This is a genomic window from Caballeronia jiangsuensis (genome assembly GCF_046030135.1).
Lineage (GTDB): Bacteria > Pseudomonadota > Gammaproteobacteria > Burkholderiales > Burkholderiaceae > Caballeronia > Caballeronia jiangsuensis.
On record NZ_JAQQDB010000002.1, the window covers coordinates 363284 to 389158 of the forward strand.

23 protein-coding genes are annotated in these 25875 nt (G+C 62.5%); 10 read left to right on the forward strand and 13 right to left on the reverse strand.

Going from position 1 to position 25875, the window contains the following annotated elements; genetic code table 11:
* Window positions 1–18: 18 nt before the first annotated feature.
* The 3 genes from PQR08_RS03585 to PQR08_RS03595 form a co-directional block, all read right to left on the reverse strand.
* The gene (locus tag PQR08_RS03585) at window positions 19–900 is read right to left on the reverse strand and encodes an isocitrate lyase/PEP mutase family protein (RefSeq protein ID WP_250485390.1); all 882 of its coding nucleotides are present in this window, start codon (window positions 898–900) and stop codon (window positions 19–21) included.
* A gap of 79 nt (window positions 901–979) precedes the next feature.
* A complete protein-coding gene (locus PQR08_RS03590; RefSeq protein ID WP_408161051.1) occupies window positions 980–1849 on the reverse strand; it encodes an amidohydrolase family protein in 870 nt (289 codons plus the stop codon).
* A gap of 7 nt (window positions 1850–1856) precedes the next feature.
* Window positions 1857–3140: an MFS transporter gene (locus PQR08_RS03595; RefSeq protein WP_187604181.1), complete on the reverse strand. Its 1284-nt coding sequence runs from the start codon at window positions 3138–3140 to the stop codon at window positions 1857–1859.
* 126 nt (window positions 3141–3266) lie between these two features.
* Between PQR08_RS03595 and PQR08_RS03600 the strand changes: the two genes are divergently transcribed.
* From PQR08_RS03600 to PQR08_RS03610, 3 genes are all read left to right on the forward strand, one after another.
* The gene (locus tag PQR08_RS03600; protein WP_250485389.1) at window positions 3267–4148 is read left to right on the forward strand and encodes a LysR family transcriptional regulator; all 882 of its coding nucleotides are present in this window, start codon (window positions 3267–3269) and stop codon (window positions 4146–4148) included.
* Window positions 4149–4209: 61 nt separating this feature from the next.
* Window positions 4210–5337, forward strand: coding sequence for an alpha/beta hydrolase (locus PQR08_RS03605; RefSeq protein WP_408161055.1), 1128 nt, complete (start codon window positions 4210–4212; stop codon window positions 5335–5337).
* 153 nt (window positions 5338–5490) lie between these two features.
* The gene (locus PQR08_RS03610) at window positions 5491–6687 is read left to right on the forward strand and encodes an acyltransferase family protein (RefSeq protein WP_250485387.1); all 1197 of its coding nucleotides are present in this window, start codon (window positions 5491–5493) and stop codon (window positions 6685–6687) included.
* Here the strand turns inward: PQR08_RS03610 and PQR08_RS03615 are convergent.
* Window positions 6684–7994: an MATE family efflux transporter gene (locus PQR08_RS03615; RefSeq protein ID WP_250485386.1), complete on the reverse strand. Its 1311-nt coding sequence runs from the start codon at window positions 7992–7994 to the stop codon at window positions 6684–6686. The two genes, PQR08_RS03610 and PQR08_RS03615, sit on opposite strands and share 4 nt — an antisense overlap.
* A 408-nt stretch (window positions 7995–8402) precedes the next feature.
* A complete protein-coding gene (locus tag PQR08_RS03620) occupies window positions 8403–9776 on the reverse strand; it encodes a sigma-54 dependent transcriptional regulator (RefSeq protein WP_187604185.1) in 1374 nt (457 codons plus the stop codon).
* Between the two features lie 383 nt (window positions 9777–10159).
* On the opposite strand from PQR08_RS03620, the gene PQR08_RS03625 reads away from it, so the two are divergent.
* On the forward strand, window positions 10160–11074 hold the full coding sequence (locus tag PQR08_RS03625; RefSeq protein WP_250485385.1) for a response regulator: 915 nt from the start codon (window positions 10160–10162) through the stop codon (window positions 11072–11074).
* Window positions 11075–11094: 20 nt separating this feature from the next.
* On the opposite strand, the gene PQR08_RS03630 is transcribed toward PQR08_RS03625, so the two are convergent.
* Entirely contained in the window at window positions 11095–14985 is a 3891-nt protein-coding gene (locus PQR08_RS03630) for a response regulator (protein WP_456264716.1), read from the reverse strand.
* 486 nt (window positions 14986–15471) lie between these two features.
* Here PQR08_RS03630 and PQR08_RS03635 point away from each other — a divergent pair, with 486 nt between their 5' ends.
* The gene (locus PQR08_RS03635; protein ID WP_238288931.1) at window positions 15472–15651 is read left to right on the forward strand and encodes a DUF3563 family protein; all 180 of its coding nucleotides are present in this window, start codon (window positions 15472–15474) and stop codon (window positions 15649–15651) included.
* Window positions 15652–15675: 24 nt separating this feature from the next.
* Window positions 15676–16500, forward strand: a complete 825-nt coding sequence (locus PQR08_RS03640) for an alpha/beta fold hydrolase (RefSeq protein WP_408161052.1) — start codon at window positions 15676–15678, stop codon at window positions 16498–16500.
* Window positions 16501–16520: 20 nt separating this feature from the next.
* Here the strand turns inward: PQR08_RS03640 and PQR08_RS03645 are convergent, their stop codons facing one another.
* Both PQR08_RS03645 and PQR08_RS03650 read right to left on the reverse strand, forming a co-directional pair.
* Window positions 16521–17168: a VC0807 family protein gene (locus PQR08_RS03645; protein WP_250485383.1), complete on the reverse strand. Its 648-nt coding sequence runs from the start codon at window positions 17166–17168 to the stop codon at window positions 16521–16523.
* Window positions 17169–17320: 152 nt separating this feature from the next.
* Window positions 17321–17635 (reverse strand): hypothetical protein, encoded by a 315-nt coding sequence (locus PQR08_RS03650; protein ID WP_035499729.1) that lies wholly within the window; start codon window positions 17633–17635, stop codon window positions 17321–17323.
* Window positions 17636–17859: 224 nt separating this feature from the next.
* Between PQR08_RS03650 and PQR08_RS03655 the strand changes: the two genes are divergently transcribed.
* Together PQR08_RS03655 and ppk2 are read left to right on the forward strand one after the other, a co-directional pair.
* Window positions 17860–18081, forward strand: coding sequence for an HP1242/YdcH family protein (locus PQR08_RS03655; RefSeq protein ID WP_035499904.1), 222 nt, complete (start codon window positions 17860–17862; stop codon window positions 18079–18081).
* 27 nt (window positions 18082–18108) lie between these two features.
* A complete protein-coding gene (ppk2, locus tag PQR08_RS03660; RefSeq protein ID WP_250485382.1) occupies window positions 18109–19161 on the forward strand; it encodes a polyphosphate kinase 2 in 1053 nt (350 codons plus the stop codon).
* Here ppk2 and PQR08_RS03665 read toward each other — a convergent pair.
* Entirely contained in the window at window positions 19158–20048 is an 891-nt protein-coding gene (locus PQR08_RS03665; protein WP_250485381.1) for a LysR family transcriptional regulator, read from the reverse strand. The two genes, ppk2 and PQR08_RS03665, sit on opposite strands and share 4 nt — an antisense overlap.
* An 82-nt stretch (window positions 20049–20130) precedes the next feature.
* Between PQR08_RS03665 and PQR08_RS03670 the strand changes: the two genes are divergently transcribed.
* On the forward strand, window positions 20131–20898 hold the full coding sequence (locus PQR08_RS03670) for a sulfite exporter TauE/SafE family protein (protein WP_250485380.1): 768 nt from the start codon (window positions 20131–20133) through the stop codon (window positions 20896–20898).
* Window positions 20899–21129: 231 nt separating this feature from the next.
* Here PQR08_RS03670 and PQR08_RS03675 read toward each other — a convergent pair whose 3' ends face one another.
* Entirely contained in the window at window positions 21130–21561 is a 432-nt protein-coding gene (locus tag PQR08_RS03675) for a hypothetical protein (protein WP_250485379.1), read from the reverse strand.
* A gap of 254 nt (window positions 21562–21815) precedes the next feature.
* Window positions 21816–22019 (reverse strand): cold-shock protein, encoded by a 204-nt coding sequence (locus tag PQR08_RS03680; RefSeq protein ID WP_008347993.1) that lies wholly within the window; start codon window positions 22017–22019, stop codon window positions 21816–21818.
* Window positions 22020–22267: 248 nt separating this feature from the next.
* On the opposite strand from PQR08_RS03680, the gene PQR08_RS03685 reads away from it, so the two are divergent.
* A complete protein-coding gene (locus PQR08_RS03685) occupies window positions 22268–23056 on the forward strand; it encodes an aldolase (RefSeq protein WP_250485378.1) in 789 nt (262 codons plus the stop codon).
* On the opposite strand, the gene PQR08_RS03690 is transcribed toward PQR08_RS03685, so the two are convergent.
* Together PQR08_RS03690 and PQR08_RS03695 are read right to left on the reverse strand one after the other, a co-directional pair.
* Window positions 23057–24331 (reverse strand): ABC transporter permease, encoded by a 1275-nt coding sequence (locus tag PQR08_RS03690; RefSeq protein ID WP_250485377.1) that lies wholly within the window; start codon window positions 24329–24331, stop codon window positions 23057–23059.
* A gap of 23 nt (window positions 24332–24354) precedes the next feature.
* Window positions 24355–25872: a sugar ABC transporter ATP-binding protein gene (locus PQR08_RS03695; protein ID WP_250485376.1), complete on the reverse strand. Its 1518-nt coding sequence runs from the start codon at window positions 25870–25872 to the stop codon at window positions 24355–24357.
* Between the last annotated feature and the right edge of the window lie 3 nt (window positions 25873–25875).

Genomic DNA, 25875 nt, shown 5'->3' on the forward strand with positions numbered 1-25875 from the left:
TTACTTCAGGCGGAGGATTCAGTCCGCAGCATACTTGCGGTCGAGTTCGTCGAAGAGCGGCTTGTTCACGAGACGTTGACGTTCGGCGAACGGCGCGACAACTGCCGGATCTTCATCGAGCCGTCCTTGCGATTTCAATGCGCCGAGCGCGGTCTGCATGCCGCGCACGGCACTTTGCAGCGCGGCATTCGCATACAGCACGAGACTGAAACCCAGGCGCGCCAGATCGGCCTGATCCGTTACGGGCGTCTTGCCGCCAATCACGATATTGATGAGTTGCGGTGCATCGAGCAGCTTCGGCAGCGATGCGATCTGCTCCGGCGTTTCGATAGCTTCGACAAAGAGAATGTCGGCGCCCGCTTCGACGAATGCACGCGCGCGCTCGATCGCCGCGTCGAAGCCTTCCACCGCGCACGCATCAGTGCGCGCGATGATCTGAAAGTTATCGTCTTCGCGCGCATCGACCGCCGCGCGTATCTTCCCTACCATTTCATTCGTCGAGACCACGGCCTTGCCCGCGAAATGGCCGCACTTCTTCGGCATCACCTGATCTTCGAGTTGAATCGCATCGGCGCCCGCGCGTTCGAGCGTGCGCACTGCATGACGCACGTTGAGCGCATTGCCGAAGCCCGTATCCGCATCGACGATGAGCGGCACGTCCACTGCATCGCGAATGCGCGACGTATGCTCCGCAATTTCCGCGAGGCCGATGAAGCCGAGGTCCGGCATGCCGAGCGACATGTTCGTCACGCCCGCACCGGTGATGTAGATCGCTTCGAAACCCAGATCGGCCGCGACGCGCGCGCTCATCGCATTGAACGCGCCGGGCAGAAGCAGGGCGCTGCGTGCGTTGACCCGTTCGCGAAAGGCGGCACGGCGGCGTGAAGAGGAAGTGGTCATGGCTTCGGGTCCGGAAAGTGAGTTCATGTTCGGCGTCTGCAATGCTAACTCGCGATGCGCTTCGGCGCTCGCGTGACTATCACGCGAAGCGAAACAGGGCGCGCGCCGAATCGCGCAACACGATGGTACGCAGCGATGCGTCCGGAATCCAGCGGTCGAGCGCATCGCGGGAGGCGTCGTAGTCGATCAGCCTTTGATGCTGCGTATGCGGCCAGTCGCTGCCCCACACGAGCCGCGCCGCGCCGAAGGAATCGAGCAACGCGGACGTGAGCGCTTGGCCGATCGCGACGCCGCTTTCGCCGCGGACGCTGCGATAAGCCGCCGATAGCTTGACCCACACGCGCCCGCTCTTTGCGGTCGTCAGAAGATAGCGAAAGCCCGGATCGTCGACGCCGAATGCGGGATCGGGTCGGCCGAAATGATCGACCACGATCGTGCAGCCTTGTTCGAGCAGCGGCGTAATGAGCATCGGCAAATCGATCGCATCGCGATGAATCTCGACATGCCAGCCGAGCGCATTGATGCGCCTGAACAATTCGCGCCAATGAGATTCGCGCAGATCGGGCAGAGCAAGGCCGATCAGATTCAGCCGCATGCCGACGACACCATGCGCCGCGAGATGCCGCAATTCATCATCGCTGATGGAAGAATCGATGACCGCCACGCCACGAAAGCGTTGCGGAAAGCGCTGCAGCACATCGAGGAAAAACGAATTGTCCGTACCCAGAAAACTCGGCTGCACGAGCACCGAATGCGATATGCCGTTCGCGCGCAAATGATCCGCGTAGGCATCGAGCGTCGCGTCGTAATCGGGTGCATGACGGCGATGCGGTGCGAGCGGAAGGCCGCGCACGAAGACATGCGCGTGACTGTCGATGGCTTCGATTGCCGCGGGCGTCGTTGCGAGCCATTGCTCGTCGACGAGTGTGGAGTGGAGTGTATGCATCATGGATAAATCAGACATGCGTGGGCGATCGCTCGCTCGATGCAGCTTGAGCGGGCACGGTCGCAATGCGACGGCCTTTCGTTTCGGGCAACAGCAACGCAGCCACGACGACGAGTCCATATGCGATGCCCGCGTCGATGCCGAGGGCTTGTCCAAGCGGCATCGAATTGCCCATGTGCCCGACGAGCACCGGAAACACAGCGGACACCACGCGCCCGAAGTTGTAGCAAAAGCCGACGCCCGTGCCGCGCACGCCTTGCGGATACAGCTCGTTGAAGAGCGCGCCGAGCGTCGCCGGAATGCCTGCGGAGAAGAGCCCGAGCGGGAAGCTCAGCATCAGCATTGCAACATCGCCAATAGGCAGAAACACATACACGTTGACCGTGACCGCGCAGCAGATCGCGAAGAGAATCACGTTTTTCCGGCGGCCGATCTTGTCCTGCAACCACGCGCTGACAAAACATCCGATGATGAACGCGGTAATCACGACGGCCAGATAGCCGCCCGTGCCGAGCACCGACAAGTGACGTTCGGTTTTGAGGTAAGTCGGGAGCCATGTCGTAATGGCGTGATAACCGCCATGCGCGCCGAGTCCGATCAATCCGCCGACGATCGTCGTGCGCAATACCGACGGATGAAAGATGCCGGCGAGAATAGCGAACGTGCCTCGAGGTTGCTCATCACCTTGTTCGACAGGTTTCGATTCGCGCGGCGGCTCTACGATATTGCGGCGCATATAGACCACGAGCAACGCGGGCAACAGACCGACCGCGAATAGCACACGCCAGGCCCAATCGGGTGAAACGTATGAGAACACGATGGTATAGAGCAATACCGCACCGGCCCAGCCGAAGCCCCACGCGCTTTGCACGATGCCCATAGCCTTGCCGCGATGTTTCGCGCGAATCGTCTCGCTGAGCAATACCGCGCCCGCTGTCCATTCGCCGCCGAAGCCCAGTCCCTGAAGCGACTTGAGCACGAGCAATTGCTCGAAGTTCTGCGCGAAGGCGCTGAGAAACGTGAAGAGCGAAAACCAGAGAACCGTCACCTGCAATGCCTTGACGCGCCCGATGCGATCGGAGAGCACGCCCGCAAGCAGTCCGCCCAATGCGCCCGCGACGAGCGTCGCGCCGCCGATCAGACCCGCCTGTCCCTTGCCGATGCCCCAGGTCGCGATGAGCGTCGGGATAACGAGGCTGAATACCTGCGTATCGACGCCATCGAGCGCCCAGCCTGCGAAGCATCCCCATAGCGTGCGTTTTTCCGCCGTGGAAATCTCACGGTACCAATTCATCTTGCGTCTCCTGTGCTGGCGCCGGGCCGGCTCTTGTTCAATATGTCACTGCATTCTAGAAACGAATCGCGGCCTCGCATACTATGGATACGTTCGTTTTTCATAACATTTTGATATGCTCGCGACATGGAGACGCGCAACCTCAAATACTTCCTCGCCGTGGTCGATGCAGGCAGCGTGACACGCGCGGCCGAGGTGCTCGATATCGCGCAACCCGCGTTGAGCCAGGCGCTTTCGCGCATGGAACGCGATCTGGGCGTGAAGCTCTTCGAGCGCACGCGCCGTGGCGCGCAATTGACACCGGCAGGCGAAGCGATCGTCGAAGACATACGATTGAGCGTAGCGCGTATCGATGCCGCATCGCACCGCGCACGGGAGATCGGCGCGCAACGTGGCGGGCGGCTCACGATTGGCTTTGCATCGGCGGCGCTTTTCAGTCTCTTGCCTCGCGCAATTGCGGCGCTGCGTGAGGAAGTGCCCAATGTCGAACTCATGCTCAGGGAAATGAGCAATGCGGAGCAGGCGAGCGCGCTGGAGAAAGGCACGATCGATATCGGTTTGCTGCATACGCCCGTTGCGGTAGGAGGGCGTATGCGCGAGAAGATGATCGCAAGAGAACGCTTGCTCGCCGTGCTGCCGCTCCCGTTTGCTATCGGCGACGATGGAAAGGTCGGCCTGAAGGATCTTTCCGATGCGGGCCTCGTGTGGTTTCCCAGCGATCAGTTACCGGTTGTCCGCGCGGGCATCCTGAGTGCTTTTCGTAAGGCAGGTTGTGAAGCAAACGTCGTGCAGGACGCGAATCGCTCGCTGACCGTGCTCGCTTGCGTCGCGGCGGGATGCGGCGCATCGCTGCTGCCGCAATCGGTGACGGCGCTGCAATTCGCTGGCGTGCGCTTTTGCGATGTGCGCGACGGCGATAACCTGCCACCCTTCGAACTCAGCGCAATATGGCCGATGCGCTCGCGTCCCACACTCGCGGATCGCTTCGCGGCCTTGCTCGAAGCATGAGGAGACATGCATGAATGAAATTTCGAACGATCTGCCTTTGCCGGAGGGCATTCGCGCGCGCATGATCGACAACGGCAACGGACTTTCGATGCATGTGCTCGAAGCCGGATTCGATGCACCTGAAAGGCCCTGTATCGTGCTTTTGCACGGCTTTCCCGAACTCGCCTATAGCTGGCGCAAAATCATGAAACCGCTTGCGGATGCGGGCTTTTATGTCGTCGCACCCGATCAGCGAGGTTATGGACGCACGGTCGGCGGCGCTGCTCTATTCGATACCGATCTCGACGCGTTCAACTTTCCGAACCTCGTGCGCGATGTGCTCGGCCTCGTCTCGGCGCTGGGTTATCGCAGAGTTGCATCGGTCATCGGTCATGACTTCGGGTCGCCTGTGGCCGCGTGGTGTGCGTTGATTCGCCCCGATGTGTTCGCGTCCGTCGTGATGATGAGCGCGCCTTTCGCGGGGCCGCCCGCATTCGCGTTCAATACCGCGAAGGACGATGCGAGCCTCGCGCGCGTCGAAACGGCGCCATCGGTCATGGCGGAGGCAGTGGCGGGGCTTCAATCGCTCGATCGGCCGCGCAAGCATTATCAATGGTATTACTCGGGCGCGCAGGCCAACGATGATATGTGGCATCCGCCGCAAGGGCTCGCCGCGTTCTTCCGCGCGTATTACCACGTCAAGAGCGCGGACTGGCCGGGCAATCATCCTCATCCGCTTGCATCCGTCACGCCCGATCAACTCGCGATGCTGCCCACGTACTACGTGATGAATGCGGATGCGACGATGCCGCAGACCGTTGCGGAGCATATGCCCGCCGCCGATAAGATTGCCGCATGCGCGTGGCTTTCCGATCAGGATTTGAACGTGTACGCGAGCGAATACGCGCGCACCGGATTTCAGGGCGGATTGAACTGGTATCGCTGCGGCACAGACCCGCACTATGCGGCCGAATTACGGCTTTGGTCGGGATGCACGATCGACGTGCCGTCATGTTTCATCGCGGGCGCGAGCGACTGGGGCTATTACCAGCGTCCGGGCGATTTCGAAGCGATGCGCGTTCTGGCCTGCACCAATTTTCGCGCGACGCATCTGATCGAAGGCGCGGGGCACTGGGTGCAGCAGGAGCAGCCGAGTACCGTCGTCAGCCGCATCCTGCGGTTTCTGAGGCAGGATGCGCCCGCGATCTAGCGAGTGCGCGAAGAGTTGTATCAAGAAGTGTATGAAGTTTCCTCTTGTAAGAGTTGCCGGTGCATCGGCATTCGCAGGAACTTCACCGAAAGCGCCAGTGTCCACGAGCCTCGCGGCCTTCGAAGGTCGGCATCAACCGCGAGGAGAGTATCGATGGATAAAGGACGTGTTGCCGCGCTCGACGCAGGCCGGGCGCTCGCGATCGTCGGGGTAGTCGCAGTACACCTGTCGTTTCAATTCCCCAATCTGCCCGGCGCCGTGACGCTCATCGCGCGCATGGGTCAATACGGCGTGCAGCTTTTCTTCGTGATCAGCGCGATCACGATCTTCATGACGCTCGAAATGGATCACGCGCGCTGCGCGGATGTGCGTCATGTCACGTTGCGCTTCTACATCAAACGTTTTTTTCGCATAGCGCCGTTGTATTACGCGGCGATCGCGGTCTATGGCCTCATCAGCTATGGCGCGACGCGTTCGGGTATCGAGCGGGCATGGATTCTCGGCGCGCATGGCCCGATGGACGTTCTGCTCAACATGCTCTTTCTGCATGCGTTTTCGCCGACCGCGATCAATAACGTCGTGCCGGGAGGATGGTCGATCGGTGTCGAGATGCTGTTCTATCTGATCGCGCCGCTGCTGTTCTTCCTCGCGATGAATCGCGCGCGTCTGCTGCTCGCTACGGCGCTGCTGCTGGCGCTCTCTTATGCGACGATGTCGATGAGCGACTGCAACGGCAGCCTCGATTGCAATGTCGCCAATAACACGTTCAGCTACTTCTGGCCGCCTGTGCAAGGGCCGTGCTTCATCATCGGCATGTGGGCGTGGTATGCATTCCGCTCGCATTTGCTCGGCGCGTCCGATGTCACGAGGCGCATATCGTGGCTCTATTTTTCGCTCGCATTGGGCTTTGCACTCGCGACCGCCGCGCTCGGCGTATGGCTCGACAAGGCGCATGCACTCGCTCCCGTATTCGCTGCGTGCAGCGCCGTCGCGTTTCTGCTGTTCGTGTGCTCGCATCACGCCCGAAGACGCCGCGATAGCGCGCGAGCGGCGCAGCGCGCCACGTTCGTCCGACGTTGCGCCGCCGCGCTCGGCCGCGAAAGTTATGGCATCTATCTCTGGCACTTCATCTGCGTCTATGCGACGTTTCATTTCTTCGATCACACATTCGGAGAAAAGAACGGTGAGACTTCGCTCGCGCTATTCGGCGCGACACTGATCGTGGTGCTGGTCGTTTCTTATGCGCTTTCGCGCGTGTCGGACCGTCTGATTCAAGGGCGTGCGACACGCTTGTCGAGACGCCTGCTCGCATCCGTGGACAGACGTTTTCGCCTGACGCGTGAAGCTTAGCCGCGAGGATTCGCTTGAGCCGTGAACGTCACCGCCATGTCGATGCGCCGACCGCGCGTGCGATACAACACGATGCTCACGGCCAGCGTCGCCAGTTCGGTGATGGCGACGGTCATCCAGATGCCGTTCGGCCCGAGCCATTCGGTGAGAAGCCACAGCATCCCCAGCAGCAACATCCAGCTACGCAGCAGCGCGACGATCATCGACGCGAGCGGCGCCTCGATGGCGGTCAGATAGCCGCTGATCGCGACATTGATCGCGGCCGGCAGGAACGCGAGCGCGCACCACGGCAACGCGTCGCGCAGGAGCGCTTGCGCCGCCGCACTGTCGGGCACGAAGAGCGCGCCCAGCGGTTGTGCGAGCGTGAGAATCGCGAAGGCGGCAGCTAGCGCGAAGCCGGCCGTGACCATGATGCCGATCGAGAATGCGCGCGACACGGCATGCGCATTGCCCGCGCCGCGCTGAAAGCTCACGATCGGCTGCATGCTTTGCACGAGCGCGACCATCGTGACCGAGGCGATCATCGTCATGTATTCGACGACCGCGAACGCGACGAGACCCGTGTCGCCAAGCCAGCGCAGCACCGCGTGATTGAACGCGAAGAGCGTGACGCTCGGCGCGATCTCGCCGAGAAACTCCGATACGCCGTTATACGCCATGCGCCACGCGTGATCGAGCCGCGCGAATGCGTGGGCCACGGGACGAACGTGCCGGGCCCTGACGAAGTGATAGGCCAGCATCGGGATGCAGGCGAGCGCCTGACTGATGCCCGACGCTAGCGCCGCGCCGCGCATGCCCCATTGCATGTGACTGACCATCCACCATGTCAACGCGACGTCGGCGACGCCGCCCGCGATCAGGCATACGAGGCCGAACCTGGCCGCGCCTTCGATGCGCAGGAAGAGTTCGAGTGCATAACATGCGGTCGGAAACAGGACGAACGGCGCATAGGCATGCAGGAAATCTTTTGCGAGGCGCGCGAGTTCACCGCGAGCGCCTGTCCATTGCACGAAGGTATCGGCATAGAAATAAATGGCGAGTGAGAACGCCACGCCGCATAAGCCGAGCAGCCAAAGCGCTTGCGTGAACGCTTCGGCGGCTTCGCGCTCGCGCCGCTCGCCGAGCAGGCGTGAGACGAGCGTCGATCCGCCGACGCCGATCATCACGCTGAATGCATAGGGCAGATAAAGCAGGGGGACGAGCAGATTCAACGCGGCAAGCGCATCGGCGCCGACATGGCGTCCGATAAAGATGCCGCTGATGACGGAGTGCATGCAGTACACCCATGCCGCGAGCACGGTAGGCACGGCGTAGTTCGAGAATTGACGAACGAGGGATACGTTTTTGTTGAGCGAAACCATGACTGACAACCCGAGATTACTCGCTAGCACGCCAATACCAGCACGCGATGCATTCGACGTGCGAGTCAAGGTTATGGCATGCGAATGAGCGCTGTATGAGCGCGCCGAAAAAACTCGGGCGGGCTGCATATGAATGAAACGAGACTGCGTAGCGCGTGGCTGGCGGCGCGAGAATACGCCAGCGGGCTATAAGAGGAAAGGCGTGACGAGGCTAACGGCGCATGATGCGCGAATGCCGCTTCAGGCTTTCACGATGCATCGATTGCGATGCGGTGGTTGGAGTGACGAGCACGAACAAAGGTTCCTTCGTTCGCTTTTAAGCGAATCATGATTCACGCACGAGATCATTAAGCGCTAGCCGCCCGACGCCTCCAGAGGGCGGTCCGGTTTCACGCGCAAACCATACGCAGTCAGCATGCGATACAGCGTCACGCGAGATATGCCCAGTTCATCCGCAGCTTCTCCGAGACGGCCGCGATGACGCAGCAGCGCCACTTCGATAGCCTGCCGCTCGGCTGCCTCGCGCGCTTGCGCAAGTGTCATCGGCGCGGCTTCGGCATATTCGCCCAGTTCCAGATCGGCTGCGAGAATCTGGCGTCCTTCCGACATGACGATTGCGCGACGCACGCGATTAATCAATTCGCGCACATTGCCGGGCCAGCCATAGTTATGAAGCGCTGCGATCGCGCACGGTGAAAAGCCGCGCAGCCGGCGGCTCGCATCCTTTCTGAAGCGATCGAGCATGTGATTCGCGAGCAGTTCGATATCCTTGCCGCGCACGCGCAGCGGCGGCTCGTCGATCTGCAACACGCACAAACGATGGTACAAGTCCGCACGGAAGCGGCCTTCGATCATCGCCGACTGCATATCGACGTGCGTCGCCGAAATGATGCGCACATCGACATCCGTAGACCCTTGTCCGCCCAGACGCTCGATCTTGCGCTCCTGCAGGAAGCGCAACAGGCTCGCCTGGCTTTCGAGCGGCAGATCGCCGATTTCATCGAGAAAGAGCGTGCCGCCGTCGGCTGCTTCCACGCGTCCGATCTTGCGTTGATTCGCGCCCGTGAACGCGCCGCGCTCATAGCCGAAGAGTTCCGATTGCAGCAGATGCGCGGGTATCGCGCCGCAATTGATCGCGACGAACGGCTGATCGCGGCGCACCGAACGCTCATGAATCGCGACTGCCGTGAGTTCCTTGCCCGTACCCGATTCGCCCGAGATGAAAACGGGCGCGTCGGTCATCGCGACTTTGCGAATCGAGCGATACAGCGCCTGCATCGCATCGCAGGAGCCGACCATACTGCCTTCCTTGCAATCGTCCTTGCGGGGATCGTTGCTGGCGGTGTCGTGCAGCGACACCATGCCGTACGCATGCCCGACTGCATCGACGATACGGTCCGCGGAAGAGGGCACCGTCACATAGTCGAAACAGAAATCGCGAATCAGCCGGCAAATCTCGGGGTTATCGACATGCTCGGCGTCCACGGTCGCGACCCAGCCGATCTGATAGCTTGCGAGCATCGCGGTGAGCGTGGCCGCTTCGGCGGCGAAGCCGCGGCTCGTCAGATCGACGATCCCCGCGGCGGCGCGTTTGCCGTGCTTGGCGGATTTGGGCGGCTTTGCCGGATCGATGCGCTCGATGGCCCAGCCGCGATCATGCAAACGCCCGGACAAATCGTCCGATACGGCCCGACCAACGAAATAGAGCGTTCTGGCTTCCCCGTACATGGCTTTTCCCGGTTTTTTTTTAGGTGTAGCGGCAAGTATGCGCCCGGTTGCCGCAATGTAAAACGTCTCGCAAACGATAACCAGATTTTGATTGTTTACATTGATCGGCGGAATCGATTAAGTACGTGAGAGTAATCTTTGCATTACGTTCGTGCAGAAATTAAATGCACGCATGTGCTTTAGGGCGGTCAACCATATGCTGGGAGGCTTTCGTCCGAGGAGATATGGCGGAACAAATTACTTATTCACTTATGAATATGATTTGTCCAGCATGTATCTGCATAGCTGAAAGTGGCCGGCGCTGAAATGTCAGATAATTGATACCTGATGCATTTTTGTGGCGCTGTCATTGCGAGCGTAGAGTTCGTAAACGCGTCCGTCTGATGAATACCCGTTCGAACATGGAAAATCCAGAGAATCGCACTTCAACCTATCAGCCGCGTTTGCTTCTGGTCGACGACGATCCGGCGATGATCCGCGTCATCGGCGAAATGCTTGCGGAATTTCCCAACCAGCGCTTTGCTCTCACGGGCGAGGCCGCGCTGGCCCTGGCGCGCGAATCGACGCCGGACCTTATTCTTCTCGACGCCAATCTGCCCAACATGACGGGCTTCGATGTCTGCGAGATTCTCAAGGGCGACGCGAAGCTCGCGCGTGTGCCGGTCATTTTCATCACGAGTCACGACGCACCCGCGCTCGAAGTCGATGCGTTTCGCATGGGCGCCGCCGATTACGTGATCAAGCCGCTCGTCGCGCCACGCTTGCGCGCGCGCGTGCGGGCGCAGCTCCGTTTGCGGCATCGCGTGATGGAGGCGCAGGCAGCGAAGCCCGCAATGGCGAAACCCACGGGCGTGCGCGTGCTCGGCATCCTTTCTGACGACATGGTCGAGGCGCATCGCCATGCGCTCGAAGCCATCGGCGCACTCGATTTGGCGAAGGATTGCGAAGCCGCTGTGCGTCTCGCTCAAAGCAAGGAGCCGGATGCAATCGTGCTGGATGCGCGTTGCTGCAACAACCCGTGCGACGCCGTGCGTACGTTGCTGGCGGAACTGGCTCACGTGCCTATCGTCGTGCTGGCCGATGCGCGCGATATCGAAACGGAGCAATGCACGCTCGATGCCGGCGCAGCGGATGTCATCGCGAGTCCGGCGAGGTCAGCAGTGTTGCAGGCGCGTGTGCAAGGCGCGTTGACTTCGGCGCGGCAAGCGCGGGAAGAATTGCGCGCGCAGCTCGAATCGGCGAGGGGCGCGAGTGTTCATCCGTTTCCGGTGTTCGCTCGCGATACACGCGCCGGCTAGGTTATAGCGTCTCTTTCATTTCAAACCTGCTCGAGCATGTCGCGCGCGATCTCCGATGCGCGCGCGAAATCGAGCGCTCGTACGCGTGCGAGAAACTGCTCGAAGTCCTCGCGGTACGCGCCCGGCGCATGAGGCGACAGGTTCTCGGATAGCGCGATCGCCTGCAGATTCGATGCATCGAGCAATTCGATGATCGCAGCGAGCCGAGCACGCCAGTCCTCATCATCGAGCGGTGACTTGCTGGTCTCCGAGTTCACGGACGACGGCGGCCGGCCGAATTCATCGACGAGCCGTGTCACGCTCGACGCAAGCAATTCCCGCATGCGCGGCAGCTTCGCGCGCGTTGCTGCGAGCACTTGCGTATCGGTTTCGAGCGTGCTTGCGAGCTTCGCGAGCGCCGCCGCGCCAACCGTGCCCGCGCTTCCCTTGATTGCATGCAGCATCGATGCGGCGCTTTGCATATCGTGTGCAACGAGCGCCGAGTCGAGCCGCGCCAGTTGCCTGTCGGTCTGTGGGCTGAAGCGGTCGATTGCATTACGGATTAAATCGACATTTCCACCGAAGCGCGCGACGATCGAATCGCGCGGCTCGATGATCGTCTCGGCATCGGCGTCCTGGGTATCGACGTGCGTGCGCAGCACCGCGACCAGCCGCTCGACATCGATCGGCTTGCCCACGTGATCGTTCATGCCGGCCTGCAAACAGGCATCGCGATCCGTGCCCGATGCATTGGCCGTCATCGCGATGATCGGCAGCGCGGCGAAACGGCCATCCGCGCGAATCAGACGCGTCGCTTCGAGGCCGTCGAGATCGGGCATCTGCACGTCCATCAGCACGGCATCGAAATGGGCATTGGCTGTCACGATCCGATCGACGCCTTCGCGGCCGCCATCGGCAAGCGTCACGGACGCGCCTTCAGCCAGGAGCAGGCCTTCCGCGACCTGGCGGTTGAGTTCGTTGTCCTCGACCACGAGTAACGCAAGTCCCGCAAGGCGGGCTTGCTTCGCCGGCGGCTGCATCGTCGTTGGCATCGCCTTGCTAGCGCGAGGCAACGCGGCGCGAATCGCGGCGGCGAGCTGCTTCGGTGTCACGGGCTTCGTCAGAAAAGCGGCGAAGGGCGCAGCGCCGCCGTCCTGCGACTCTCGCAAAACCTCGCGTCCGAAAGCAGTGACCAGCAGCACGAGAGGCGGCGTCGCGCGGCCCTTCATCGCGTTGATCTGCCTTGCTGCGTTCAGGCCGTCGAGTCCCGGCATGCGCCAGTCGAGCAGGGCGATAGCGTAGGGCGCATCGCTCAGCGCAGCGTCGCCGATGCGCTTGACCGCCTCGGCCCCGCTCGTCACGACATCCGCCTGCCAGCCGAGCGAGCGCACCGTGCGCGCCATGATCTCGCCCGCGATCGCGTTGTCGTCGGCGATGAGAATGCGCGCGCCGTGTTCAGGGATCGCGACGTCGTCAAGCATGAGCGCACCGGACGTGTCCACGCCGAGCGTGATGTCGAACCAGAAGCGGCTGCCTTCTCCGACGCGGCTTTCGACTTCGAGCTGGCTGCCCATCATCGCGAGGAGCCGTTTGCTGATGACGAGGCCGAGGCCGGAGCCTCCATAACGCCGCGACGTCGATGCTTCCGCCTGTGTGAAGCCCTCGAAGATGCGCCCGAGCTGTTCCTCGCTGATGCCGATGCCGCTGTCGCTCACCGCGACGCGCACGCGCACCGCGTCGCCCGCTGACTCGTTCGCGTCTTCGCATCGATGCACGCTCACGACGATTTGCCCCTTCGACGTGAACTTGAGCGCATTGCCCGCGAGATTGGTGAGCACCTGCTGAAGCCGGAAGCTGTCGCCGATCAGCACGGCCGGCAAGGACGCATCGAGATCGAACAGCACTTCGACATCTTTCGTGCCCTGATTGCCCGACAGCACGATGCCGAGCTCCTGCATCAGCTTCTCCGGCTCGAACGGATGGCTGTCGATTTCCAGCTTGCCCGCCTCGATCTTCGAGTAATCGAGGATGTCGTTGAGCAGGTTCAGCAGCGATTTCGCCGCCGTTTCGGCCTTGCTCACATAGTCCTGCTGGCGCGCGTTGAGCGTCGTCAGTTGCACGAGATGCAGCATGCCGAGCACCGCGTTCATCGGGGTGCGGATTTCGTGGCTCATGTTCGCGAGAAACGACGACTTCGCCGCGCTCGCCGCATCCGCCTGTTCCTTCGCGTTGCGCAGATGGAATTCCAGCTCGTATTGGTCGGTGATGTCGTAATTCACGCCGGTCATCACGACAGCCGTGCCGCTCGCGTTGCGTTGCGTGCGCAGGCCGGCCTGGATGCGCCGCGTCGTGCCGTCCGGCAGGACGATGCGAAACGGCGGCAAAGTCTCGGTCTCGCCCGCCGCGACCGCGCGCAGGTCGCTCATGATCGCGTCGTGATCTTTGGGATGAACGCGCAGGCGCCAGTGCTCGAAATGCAGACCGTTGTCGAGCAGTTCCGGCGGGTACTGATAAAGATCGAACATGCGCGCATTCCAGTGCACCTTGCCGGTCGCAATATCCCAGGACCAGATGCCCAGCTCGGCGATGTCGGCGGCAAGCAGAAGCTGGTCGCGCGCCTGAGCCAGCTCGGTCCGCTCCTTTCTCTGCCGGGAAATATCCGTAATGACAGATACAAAATGCAAAACGCCATCGAGCCGCATCGCGCCCGTGGAAACGTGCGCGGGAAACGATGTGCCGTCCTTCCGCTGCCCGGCAAGCTCGCAATCGGCGGTCGCCACGCCATTCTCGCCCTTGAATTGCATTATGTATTCGTTATACGCATCCAGGTATGGCGGCGGTACCAGGATCCGGATGTTCTGCCCGATGACCTCGTCGGCCTTGTACCCGAACACCTTTTCGCCCGCCGAGTTGAACGAGCGGACGGCGCCGCGCTCGTCCACGGTGATGATCGGGCTGATCGCGGTATCGAGCACGGTTTGCGTCGTCGCGAGGCTGCGGGCGAGTTCCTGCTCGATGCGCGTGCGCGCGGTGACCTGGCGCACGAGCCGCGCGCCGAACATCGCCAGCACGAGCGCGAGCACGGTCGTGACCGACGCGTGCCAGAGCGTGTCGCGCCACCACGGCCCGAGGATCTCGTCTTCCGAGAGCGCCGCCGCGACGAAGAGCGGGTAGTCCTGCAATTCGCGCAGGCTGTTCAGGCGCTTGATGTGATCCTGTGAAGAGCGCGTCGTGAACACGCCGGAGCGGCCCTGTTCCAGATGCGAGCGAAAGAGCGCCGTATCGATCACGTTCTTGCCGACGAAACGGTCCTCGAACGGACGGCGCACCACCATCACGCCCGAATTCAGGACGAGCGCCGCCGCGCCCGACTGGCCGAGATCGAGGCTGTCGTAGAAACGCGAGAAGAAGTCGATGTCGATGGTCGCGAGCGCGACGCCCGCGAAGCTGCCGTCGGGCGCATCGATGCGACGCGATATCGGCACGACCCACTTGCCCGTCGAGCGGCTTCTGAACGGCGGCCCGATATGCGAATTCTGATCCGTACGTGTACGGTGATAGTCGAAGTATTCGCGGTCCGAGTTGTTGAAGCGCGAGTCGAGTTTGGGCTGCGAGTTGACGAGCCACGCGCCCGTCTTGTCGTAGATGAAGAGGCCGTTCAGTTGCGGCAGTTGCTCGACGCGCGAGACGAGCGAGCGATGCAGCCGGGCGAGGGCCTGCGGCGAGGTGCCGTCTTCCTCGACGCGTTCCACCATGCCGATGAGCGTCGTGTCGGCTTCCTTGAAGGTGTCGTTCGCGTGCTGCGCCATCGCGCGCGCTAGGTTCGATGTCGCCGTCGTCATCTCGTCGATCTGCACGCGGCGCGCGGCGACGCTGCGCCCGATATCGGTACCGATCAGGAGCATGCAGACGATGACGATGAACACCGTCATCCTGAACGTGAGCGATTGGCGACTGAGCACGCCGTGTCTCCGAATGAGCGATTGCAGGGCGCCGGATCGGGCGCTGCCGTATCTTATCGCGCCGTCCGGGGCGTTCGTCAGACGGCCCAGCGAGGCAATGCCGCGTTTTGCGCGGCCATCAATCTGTCTACGGCGCGGCGGCGCAAAACTTGACCCCGCACGACGGGAATATTTTCGCGGTTTTATCCGTATCGCAAGCATGGCTCCGGCTTCGGACATGTTCGAGGTTCGCCGTCTTTCAGAACAGAAAGCGTTGGCTCGCGCCCGACACTAGTGTCGCCCGGCGTGCGGTCGAGTTCGCGCCGAGCCTTGTGGCACAAGAGATTCGCATCACTGGCACGGTGGCTGCATTACATTTCGCCACCGCCGCCTCAGCGACTCTCCGGGTTAACCCGTTTTTAACCTTCGCTCAGCGGCATCTCATCAAGTAACGTGCTGGTGCAAGTGGAGCGAATCATGTTGGGATACCTAATCAATGTAGGAAAGGACTTCATGCTGCCGCATCTGATCTGCTGGACCGGGATCCTGCTGAACCGTGCGGAGCATGGCCGCCGCGATGCCTATCTCGGATCGTGCGCGGATATCGGTGAACTCGAGCGCCGCATGCGCGCGTGCGACAGCGACAGCGAAACCTGATCAATCACGAGGCGAGAACGAACGATGATGGCTTTGAACGACGAACACACCGGCGCGCCGGTCATCGCGCTGCATTGCTCGGGCGCGGGCGCGAGTCAATGGCGTCTCTTGGGCGACACCCTCGACGCGCTCAATACCGACGACACGCGCTATTCGCTGATCGCGCCGGAGCATTACGGCTGCGACAGCGTCGGACCGTGGAGCGGCGAGCGGGCCTTCACGCTCGCGGACGAAGCCGCGCGCACCGTCGAGATCATCGATCGATCGCGCGGCAAGGTGCATCTCGTCGGACATTCATATGGCGGCGGCGTCGCGCTGCGTGCGGCGCTCGAGCGGCCGCGCGACGTTGCGAGCATCACGCTGTACGAGCCATCGGCGTTTCATCTGCTGAAGGGGATGGGCGCGCACGGCGCGGCGGCATTCGCGGAGATTCTCGCGATTGCGGCGCGCACAGCCGAGGGCGTCGTCGCGGGCGATCTGCGTGGCGCGGCGCGTTCGTTCGTCGACTATTGGGGCGGGCATGGCGCGTGGACCGCGCTGCGGCCGTCCGTGCAGGCGATGCTCACGCGTTGGGTGTCGAAAGCGCCGCTCGATTTTCGCGCGCTGATACACGAGCCCACGCCGGCGAGCGCGTATGCGAAGCTGCGCATTCCGACGCTCGTGATGCGCGGCGAACATGCGCCCGCGCCGACGCGGCTGATCGCGGAGTCGTTACCCGATCTGATGCCGGCGGCGAAGCTGATCATCGTGCCCGAAGCGGGGCACATGGGGCCGATTACGCATGCGCAGGCGGTGAACGAGGCGATCGCACAGCATATCGCCACGTGCGATGCGCGGCCCGTCAGTTAGCCCATCGATTAGCTCGTCAGTTAGCCCAACAGCCCGTCGCGCGACGGCTCGCTTTTTCCCTGACGCTGAATGAGCCGCGCGCGAAACCAGAATGTCCACGCGAGCAATCCGCCGTAAATCGCGTAGCTCACGACGGGCGACACGACGAGATAGCGCTCGACGGGCCACGTCCACGCGAACCAGAAGCGCAGCACGGTTTCGACCGACAGGCCGACGCCCCACACCAGAGTCATGAGCCGCAACGATGCGCGCAGCGACGCACTTTCGCTCCAGTACGCCTCGAAACGCTCGGCGCCGTTTGCCTGCTCGCGCGTGACGGTGGCGCGGGCAAGATAGAAGATGAGCGGACGCTGGAAGAAAAGCGAAATCAGGAAAACGATGCCCGTCGCGCCCGCCGCGAGCGATTCGCGTACGAGCAGGATGCGCGGGCTGCCGCCCATCGCGAGCATCACGATCGACAGCGCGATGCCGAACAGCACGAGCGCGGAAAGCGCATCGACGCGACGCGAACGCGCAAATTCGGCAATGCTCCACACGAGCGGCGGCGCCGCCGATGCGTAGAGTGCGCCGACATCGCCCCAATACGGCAGTGCAAGCCGATACGCCAGCCACGGAAGCAGCAGATTGGCGGCAAGTTCGAGCACGAGACCGGGCTTGATTTTTTTCATGGACTCACGAGTGTGCACTTAAACGCGGAACCGTGAGCCAAGTATAAAAGATCAAATGTGCGCGAATGTACGCATACGCGCGTGCCGAACCGGCAGAGAGGATATGAGAAAGCGAAGCCGTCTGCCCGATCCGGCAGACGGCTTCGCATCGCTTACTTCTTCTGGCCCGCACCCGCGGCGGTGGCCCCGGGATTCACGCCATTCGCGGCGTTCGCCGCGTTGGGGTTATAGGTGGAATTCGCGTTGTAATTCGGGTTGGTCGTGGCGGCGTTCGGCGTGTTGGTGGTCGCCGGGGGCGGCTTGAGCGGCTTGGGCTGCAGCGTCTGGTTGATGACGCCCATCTGGCCCATCTTCTTCGCGGCCTGACTGTCCGCGCTGGCTGCCGTGGCGAAGCACATACCGGCAGCGCCGGCGATCAACGCAATTTGCAGAGCGCGACGTTGCGCGCGATTGCGGCTCTTCTTCATGACGGCCTCCCTTGGGCATCACGCTCGCCGCGCGGATGCACGGCGGCGTTCTCATTGTGTGCAAGGACGGTGCCCGGAAGTAGGAGGGTTTTGCCTAGGTGCATTTCATGCGCTCTGCGACGTTACGGCACAGCCACGCTTGATAAACGTCTAACAAATGGATTCGCCTGGTCGGTACTATGTACTTCGAAGTATTTACGACGAACGCACCGGAGGATCACCGCATGTTTCCCGAGTATCGCGATCTCATCTCGCGGCTGAAAACCGAGGACGCCCATTTCTCGAAGCTGTTCGAGCGCCACAACGAGCTCGATCATCAGATCGCCAACATGGAGACGGGCGTTGCGCCTGCGAATTCGTTCACCATCGAATCGCTGAAAAAGGAAAAGCTGTTGTTGAAGGACAAGCTGTATGCGGTGTTGAGAAAGGCGCACGAAGCCGCGTGAAGCAGGGAAGACAATGAAGAGGAAGGCATGAAGTTGATATCGCCAGAAAAGGCAGCTGAATCGAATGATGGCGACATCGCAGCACGCGCGGTCGAAGCGGCGCATGAGTTGCTGACGAGTAGCGTCGGCGACATTCTTCAAGGCTTCGACCCGCACGACCACGAACAAGCGGATTCGCTGGTCGATACCGTGAGAACGCTGATCGGCGGAATGTCGCCGGGTGAAGTCGCCATGCTGCGCGCTCATCTTTTCGATGGCGACGCCGTGCTTCGAACGGGCGGCGGATCGGCCGACCCGGACGACGAGCTCTCGCCGTCGTGGCGCGAAGGCAGTTATCCGTATCGGAATCTGATGTCGCGGCGCGCGTACGAAAAGCAGAAGTACCGGCTTCAAGTCGAATTGCTGAAGTTGCAGGCCTGGGTGCGTGACACCGGCCAGCGTCTCGTGATTGTCTTCGAAGGGCGCGATGCGGCAGGCAAGGGCGGCACCATCAAACGCTTCATGGAGCATCTCAATCCGCGCGGCGCGCGCGTGGTCGCACTGGAAAAGCCGTCCGAGCGCGAGCGGGGGCAATGGTACTTTCAGCGCTACGTCGGCCACTTGCCGACGGCGGGCGAGATCGTCCTGTTCGACCGCTCGTGGTACAACCGCGCGGGCGTCGAGCGCGTGATGGGCTTTTGCACGCCGCGCGAATACGATGAATTCATGCAGCAGGTGCCCGCGTTCGAGCGGCATCTGTCGCAGGGCGGCACGCATGTCATCAAGCTATGGTTTTCGGTGAGCCGCGCCGAGCAGCGCCGTCGCTTCAGGGAGCGCGAGATTCATCCGCTCAAGCAGTGGAAGCTGAGCCCGGTCGATCTCGCGTCGCTCGACAAGTGGGACGCGTATACCGAAGCCAAGGAAGCGATGTTCGCGCACACCGATACCGCCGACACGCCCTGGACCGTCGTGCGCTCCGATTGCAAGAAGCGCGCGCGGCTCAACGCAATGCGCTACGTGCTGCACAGGCTGCCGTATGCGAATCGCGATCTCAAGGCGATCGGCGCGGTCGATCCGTTTATCGTCGGGCGGCCGTTCTAGCTCGCGTTCGCGCCGTCCATCAAGGTCTCGGCGAGCAGGCGCGCGTGTGGCGTGAGCGCGTCGAAGTCGCGGGCGCACAGATGCAGGCGGCGCGTCGCCCACGGCTCCGAGAGCGGCACGATGGCGAGTTCCGGCCGCTCCAGCATGCGCGCCGACGCCTCCGACAAAATCACCAGCCCGATGCCCACCTCGACCAGCATGCCGACGTTGTCGATGCTGCGCATGCGGATGCGATAGCTGATCTGCTTGCCGAGCCGTGAAGCGCGCTCGGCCAGATGCAATTCGAGCGCGGCATCCGATAAGCCCACGAAGGCCTCGCCGACGATCTCCGCGAACGCCACCGCGCGTTCCCCCGCGATGCGATGCGCGCGGTTCGCCACGACCACCAGTTGATCCTGCGCGAGCAGATGCGTCTGTAGTTGTCCGAGGTCCGCGGTGTCCGACACGACGCCCAGATCGGCGCGGCTTTCCGCAACCGCCAGCACGATATCGACGCTCGGCCGCTCATCGAGATCGATCGAAAGATCGGGATGCACGGCGAGAAAATGCGAGAGCCTAGGCGGCAGGAAGGCGGCCAGCGCGGCCGTATTGGACATCATCCGGATTCGGCCCTTGAGGCCCGTCGCGAACGAGCGCAGTTCGCCGCGCATCTGCTCGACCTGACCGAGTATCGCGCGCGCGTGGCGCACGAAGGCATCGCCGGCGGCGGTCGCCTGCACGCCGCGCCGGTTGCGTTCGAGCAGCGGCGCGCCGAGCGCGGCCTCCATCCCGGCGATGCGCTCGCTCGCAGAAGCCAGCGCGAGATGCATCGCCTGCGCGCCCGCCGTGATGCTGCCGCGCTCGACCACGGTCAGGAAAAGCCGCATGTCGGTCAGATCGAAACGCATGCTCCATCCTTCGGTTTAGCCGAAGCCTCGCATTGGAAATGCCAGATTGTAAGGGCCGCGCGGCCTCGTTAGCATCTGTCGCATGGAACCCTTTATTCTCGTCATCGGCGCTGGTTTTCTCGCGGGCGCGATGAACGCACTCGCGGGCGGCGGCTCGTTCGTGAGCCTGCCCGCGATGATCGCCGCCGGCTTGCCACCGGTTCAGGCGAACGCATCAAGCACCGTCGCGCTCTTTCCCGGCGGCGTGGTGAGCGCGTGGGCGTATCGCGACGGGCTCGGTCCCGTCGGCTCGGTGTCGATCCGCAAGATGCTCGTGACGACGCTCATCGGCGGCTTCGTCGGCGCAGCGCTCCTGCTGTCCACGTCGTCGAAAACGTTTTCCTTCGTGCTGCCGTGGCTTCTCCTTTGCGCGAGCTTCACGCTCGCGTTCGGTCGCAAGCTCGGCGAGGTGTTGCGGCGGCGCTGGCATATCGGCGTGGCGGCGGTGCTGTCGATCCAGTTCCTGCTCGGCGTGTACGGCGGGTACTTCGGCGGCGCGGTCGGCATCATGATGATGGCCGTCTGGGGCCTGCTCGATTCGCGCGACCTGAAAAGCCTGAACGCGCCGCGCACGCTCCTCGTGAGCGCGGCGAACTCGGTCGCGGTGCTGACCTTCGCGGCGGCGCAGGCCGTGCGCTGGCCGGAAACGATCGCGATGCTGCTCGCGGCGATCGCGGGCGGTTACAGCGGCGCGCAAATCGGCCGGCGCGCGCCGCCGCACTGGATTCGCGCGGGCACGCTGGCCGTCAGCGCCGGCATCACGATTGCATTTTTCGTCAAGACCTACGGGCCGATGCTGTCGCATCGATGATGCGCGTGAATCGCGCGAGGGAGACCATCATGATTCCCGCGTTGCTCGAAACCATCGGTGCGCTTTCGCTGCTCGTGAGCGTCGCGGCGAAGATCGCGTTGCTGCGCGGAATGTGCGACGAAACCGGGCCCGCCGCGCCGGAAGCCGTGTCGGCCGGGCATGTCCGGGCCGCATGCGCCAGTCGCCAAGAGCGGCACGAAGCACGTCGCGAACGCCGCGCGCGCGTGCCGCTCAATGCGCGTTGCGTGCGAGCGGGGGCAGGCCGAGCGGCACTCTCGCGGCCTCGTAGGCACGGATGAAGCGCGGATCGTCGTCGAGTTCGCGCGCCATCCACTTCGAGAGGTCCGCACCACAACCGGGATCGGCGATGTCGCGAAAGCACGGCGAACTCGCGGGCATCATGCTCGCGGCCCAATAAAAACCAAAGAGCGCCTGTTTTTCGGCGGGTTCCATGGCGATTGCCTGCGGATCGGTTCCGGAGAACCAGTGATCGAGCCTGGACGCGAGAGACGCTTCCGTTTCGTGGCTATCGTAGGAGAAGACATAACCGCCGCCCGCCTGCGCCGTGTGGAAGTCGTTCATCACGACTTCCGTGACGAAGCGCGCCGCCTTCTGGTTGGCCGCGAACGATTGCGCGTGCGCATCGCAAGTCAGGATCCACATGGAGACGAGCAATGCCTTTGTTTTATGCCGAACGAAGGTACGGCATTTTTTCCGATTGCTTGTCGAGTTCACGCAGGTGAGTGGAAATAAATTCGCGTCTTCGCGAATGGGTATGGCCTGAATAAGATGACGATTCTACTGATCTATTTATATCTCGCTTGTCTGATCGAACCCGTCGAAGACAAGCTTATTCGCGCACCAATGCAAAACGGCCCGGATGGGCCGTTTTGTGCCTTAAGGCGACAGCGCCGAACTTACAGCGGCTGGATCGTCGAAGCTTGCTTGCCCTTCGGGCCTTGCTTGACTTCGAAGCTCACCTTCTGGTTCTCCTGGAGCGACTTGAAACCCTTGGACTGGATTTCGGAGAAATGTGCAAACAGGTCCTCACCGCCGTCGTCCGGCGTGATGAAACCAAAACCCTTCGCATCGTTGAACCACTTGACAGTACCTGTTGCCATTTTTTCCGAACCCTATTGAGACGATTAAACGTTGAAGTTGCGCTTCGAATTTCGAGCGACACAGAGTTTTACCATGCCAGAATGCGGAGTTCAAATAAGCGTTTCTGCTAAGAGACACAACATAAGCGCGTCATACTTCACGCGGCCAGCGCCGGTTTTGCGGAAATCTTTTTGATCGGACATTATCCGTCCGCCCGGTCGATTATTCTCGACATTTCGGTCAGGCAGATGACCAAAGGCATACTCATATGGCTCATACGCTTTCCAATGCGGCGCAACGCGTTACAGCCGTTTCCGCCCGGCTCGACGCCCCCGAGATCGCCGAGGCGCGCCGTCAGCTTGCCGCCTGTTTTCGGCTCGCGGCGCTGCATGGCTTCGAAGAGGGTGTCTGCAATCACTTTTCCGCGATGGTGCCGGGCCGCGACGATCTGTTCTTCGTGAACCCCTATGGTTATGCCTTCGGCGAGATCACCGCGTCGCGTCTGCTGATCTGCGATTTCGACGGCAATGTCATCGACGGCGAAGGCGAGCCCGAGGCGACTGCATTCTTTATTCACGCGCGCGTGCACAAGCTGATGCCGCGCGTGAAGGCCGCTTTTCATACGCATATGCCGAACGCGACCGCGCTATGCCTGCTCGACGGGCCGCCGCTCTTGTGGCTCGGGCAGACGTCGCTCAAGTTCTACGGCCGCACGGCGGTCGACGAGCACTACAGCGGTCTTGCGCTCGACGATGCCGAGGGCGATCGCATCGCCGGTGCGATGGGCGACGCCGATATCCTCTTCCTCAAGAATCACGGCGTGATGGTTGCGGGTGCGACGATCGCCGAGGCGTGGGACGATCTCTACTATCTGGAGCGCGCGGCGGAAGTGCAATTGCGCGCGATGAGCGCGAACCGTCCGCTCAAGCCGGTGCCGCACGATATCGCGCAACGCACGTATGAGCAGATGCGCGCGGGCGATGCCGAAAGCGCGCGGGCGCATCTCGCAAGCGGCATGCGGCAGTTGCGCGCGCGGAGTATCGATTTCGAGTCGTGATTACTTTCGCGTGCCGAAGCGCCTGAACCATCCGCGCTTGCCCATATCCGTCTGTTGAAGGAACACGGCGATAACAATGATCAATCCTTTCAGCACGAGCTGCGTATTGCTGTCGATATCGTTGAGCAGCAGGATATTGCTCAGAAAGCCGAAGATCAGCACGCCGGCGACCGTGCCCGACACGCGCCCGACGCCGCCAGAAAGGCTCGTGCCGCCGATCACCACGGCGGCGATCGCATCGAGCTCCCAGCCCATGCCGGCATCCGCTTTTCCCTGGCGATACTGCGCCGCGTAAAGCACGCCGACGAGCGCGGACAAGAGCCCCGAGATCGCATACGCCGCCATCTTGTGACGCGCGACATCGAGCCCCGACACGACCGCGCATTTCTCGTTTCCGCCGATCGCATACAGATACTTGCCGAACACCGTGCGATTCATCACGAAGCCGACGACCACGGCGATCGCGAGAAAGAAGAGGGCGGGCACGGGCACCACGTTGAAAAGCAGCGCGCGCAGTGCTTCGATATCGGAGGTCGCATTGGTGCCGCTATAGATCGAATAGACGGCCGTGTCCTGGCCCGCGATCAGGCGTGCGGCGCCGAGCACGCCGACCATCGCGGCGAGCGTCACGATGAACGGCTGCATGCGCCCGCGCGTGATGATCCAGCCGTTGAGCGCGCCGAGCGTGAAGCCCGCGAGCGGCACGATCCACATCACGGCGAGCAGGGGCATGCGATGCCCGCCGTGCAGCGCGATATACGCGCACGCCGACGCCGCGACGAGCAACGCAACGCCCGCCTGTATGGCAACGGATGAACGGTCCGCGACGCGCACCGTCTGCGTATCGCGGGCGCGCACGATGCCGCGCACGACGCCGAGCGCGGCGAACACGATCGCGAACATGGCGATCGCATCGAGCACGAGCGATGCATACGTCGCGCGATTCCAGCCATCGGTCGTGAGCAGCATGGCGGTGAGCACGCTGCCGAGACCCATGATCGCGCCGACCGAGAGATCGATGCCCGCCGTGATGATCACGAGCGTCATGCCGATGGAGATCACGCCGACGTTCGCCACCTGACGGAACACGTCGGAGATATTCGCGCTCGACAGAAAGATGTTGCCGCCATCGGCTGCGTGCGGCGATGTCAGCGCGCCGACCACCAGCAGCACGATGAGCCCCAGGTAATACTTCAGATACGTGAGGAACGTGCTCAGGTGTCGCTGGCGGGCGTTGGCCGCGGGCTCGGCGAGTTGGTCCTGCGCGTGCAGCATGGTGTGAGTCTCCGGTTCTTCCTTCAGGGCGAGGCCATCTTGATGAGCACATCGCCCGAGAATTGTTCTCGTGCCAGCACGCCGCGTGCGTGTCCTTCGCACATCACGAGGATCCGATCGGAAAGCAGCATCAGCTCGTCGATTTCCGAGCTCGCGACGATCACCGTGACGCCCTCGCGTGCAGCCGCGAGTATCTGCCGATAGATCTCCGCCTTCGCGGCGACATCGACGCCGCGCGTGGGTTCATCGAGCAGAAGAATGCGCGGCTTCGTCATCAGCCATTTGCCGATGATGAGCTTCTGCTGGTTGCCGCCCGATAACGTGCTCGCATCCTGCGCGAGAGTGCGATGCTTGACGTTCGATGCCCGCGCCTGCGAAGCGGCCCACGTGTGCATGCGTGCGCGCCGATAGAACGGAAAACCCGGCGCACGCGAGAGCGACGGCAACAGCAGATTCGCTTCGAGCGACTGATCCAGCACGAGCCCGTCCTTCTTGCGGTCCTCGGTGACGAACGCGAGTCCTGCGGCGGCCGCGCGATCGGGTGAATCGATCGTGCGCGCATGATGCGCCACGCGTATCTCGCCTTCACGCCGATACGGCGAAACACCGAAGATCGCCTCCAGTATCTCCGTCTTGCCCGCGCCGAGCAGCCCCGAGATGCCGAAGACTTCGCCCTGCTGCACGGAGAACGAGACAGCCGACACGAGCGCGCGCGCCGGCCCCGACAACGTGAGTCCGCGCACGGTCACCGCGAGCGGGCGTTCTTGCGGCGCTTCGGCTTCGGTGCGTTCGGGCGGCGCGAAGTCCTTGCCGATCATCATCGAGACGAGCGCCTCCGACGATTCCACCTGCCGCATCTGCAAGGTCGCGATGCGCCGTCCGTCGCGCAACACGGTGACGCGATCGGCGACCGCGAACACTTCGCCCAGACGATGGCTGATGAGCACGATGCCGATGCCTTGCGCGCGCAAGTCCTTCGTGAGTGCGAGCAGCGCGTGCGTTTCGGTATCGGAAAGGGCGGATGTCGGCTCGTCCATGATGAGCACGCGCGCATCGGCGAGCAATGCCTTCGCGATCTCGACCAGTTGCTTCTCGCCGACGCGCAGCGTGCCCACGAGCGTCTCGGGCTGCAGGCGAAAGCCCAGTTGCGCGAGCACTTTCGCGGCGGCCGCGCGCATCGCGCGGCGATCGGGAAAGCCCATGCGCGTGCGTATTTCCTTGCCGAGAAAGATGTTATCGACGGCGGAGAGCGTGTCGACGAGATTCAACTCCTGATGAATGATCGCGATGCCCGCGCGCGTGGCGTCGTTCACGCTCGTCATGCGCGTCGGCTCGCCGCGCACGCGGATGCTGCCCGCATCGGGCGAATAGAGGCCGCCCAGAATCTTCATCAGACTCGACTTGCCCGCGCCGTTCTCGCCGACGAGCGCATGCACCTCGCCCGCCGCAACATCGAAGTCGACGTCCGACAGCGCGGCGCTCCCGTTGAACGAGATCGACAAACCCGCGGCTTCGATGAGCGGCGCTGCGACGGTTGCCATCGC

Bases quoted from the DNA above. Each gene is read 5' to 3' on its own strand.
- PQR08_RS03585 (WP_250485390.1), bottom strand. From the start codon at position 900: ATGACCACTTCCTCTTCACGCCGCCGTGCCGCCTTTCGCGAACGGGTC.
- PQR08_RS03630 (WP_456264716.1), bottom strand. From the start codon at position 14,985: ATGACGGTGTTCATCGTCATCGTCTGCATGCTCCTGATCGGTACCGAT.
- PQR08_RS03620 (WP_187604185.1), bottom strand. From the start codon at position 9,776: ATGTACGGGGAAGCCAGAACGCTCTATTTCGTTGGTCGGGCCGTATCG.
- PQR08_RS03635 (WP_238288931.1), top strand. From the start codon at position 15,472: ATGTTGGGATACCTAATCAATGTAGGAAAGGACTTCATGCTGCCGCAT.
- PQR08_RS03600 (WP_250485389.1), top strand. From the start codon at position 3,267: ATGGAGACGCGCAACCTCAAATACTTCCTCGCCGTGGTCGATGCAGGC.
- PQR08_RS03605 (WP_408161055.1), top strand. From the start codon at position 4,210: ATGATCGACAACGGCAACGGACTTTCGATGCATGTGCTCGAAGCCGGA.
- PQR08_RS03670 (WP_250485380.1), top strand. From the start codon at position 20,131: ATGGAACCCTTTATTCTCGTCATCGGCGCTGGTTTTCTCGCGGGCGCG.
- PQR08_RS03655 (WP_035499904.1), top strand. From the start codon at position 17,860: ATGTTTCCCGAGTATCGCGATCTCATCTCGCGGCTGAAAACCGAGGAC.
- PQR08_RS03625 (WP_250485385.1), top strand. From the start codon at position 10,160: ATGAATACCCGTTCGAACATGGAAAATCCAGAGAATCGCACTTCAACC.
- PQR08_RS03590 (WP_408161051.1), bottom strand. From the start codon at position 1,849: ATGATGCATACACTCCACTCCACACTCGTCGACGAGCAATGGCTCGCA.
- PQR08_RS03610 (WP_250485387.1), top strand. From the start codon at position 5,491: ATGGATAAAGGACGTGTTGCCGCGCTCGACGCAGGCCGGGCGCTCGCG.
- ppk2 (WP_250485382.1), top strand. From the start codon at position 18,109: ATGAAGTTGATATCGCCAGAAAAGGCAGCTGAATCGAATGATGGCGAC.
- PQR08_RS03690 (WP_250485377.1), bottom strand. From the start codon at position 24,331: ATGCTGCACGCGCAGGACCAACTCGCCGAGCCCGCGGCCAACGCCCGC.
- PQR08_RS03680 (WP_008347993.1), bottom strand. From the start codon at position 22,019: ATGGCAACAGGTACTGTCAAGTGGTTCAACGATGCGAAGGGTTTTGGT.
- PQR08_RS03640 (WP_408161052.1), top strand. From the start codon at position 15,676: ATGATGGCTTTGAACGACGAACACACCGGCGCGCCGGTCATCGCGCTG.
- PQR08_RS03645 (WP_250485383.1), bottom strand. From the start codon at position 17,168: ATGAAAAAAATCAAGCCCGGTCTCGTGCTCGAACTTGCCGCCAATCTG.
- PQR08_RS03665 (WP_250485381.1), bottom strand. From the start codon at position 20,048: ATGCGTTTCGATCTGACCGACATGCGGCTTTTCCTGACCGTGGTCGAG.
- PQR08_RS03685 (WP_250485378.1), top strand. From the start codon at position 22,268: ATGGCTCATACGCTTTCCAATGCGGCGCAACGCGTTACAGCCGTTTCC.
- PQR08_RS03695 (WP_250485376.1), bottom strand. From the start codon at position 25,872: ATGGCAACCGTCGCAGCGCCGCTCATCGAAGCCGCGGGTTTGTCGATC.
- PQR08_RS03650 (WP_035499729.1), bottom strand. From the start codon at position 17,635: ATGAAGAAGAGCCGCAATCGCGCGCAACGTCGCGCTCTGCAAATTGCG.
- PQR08_RS03595 (WP_187604181.1), bottom strand. From the start codon at position 3,140: ATGAATTGGTACCGTGAGATTTCCACGGCGGAAAAACGCACGCTATGG.
- PQR08_RS03675 (WP_250485379.1), bottom strand. From the start codon at position 21,561: ATGTGGATCCTGACTTGCGATGCGCACGCGCAATCGTTCGCGGCCAAC.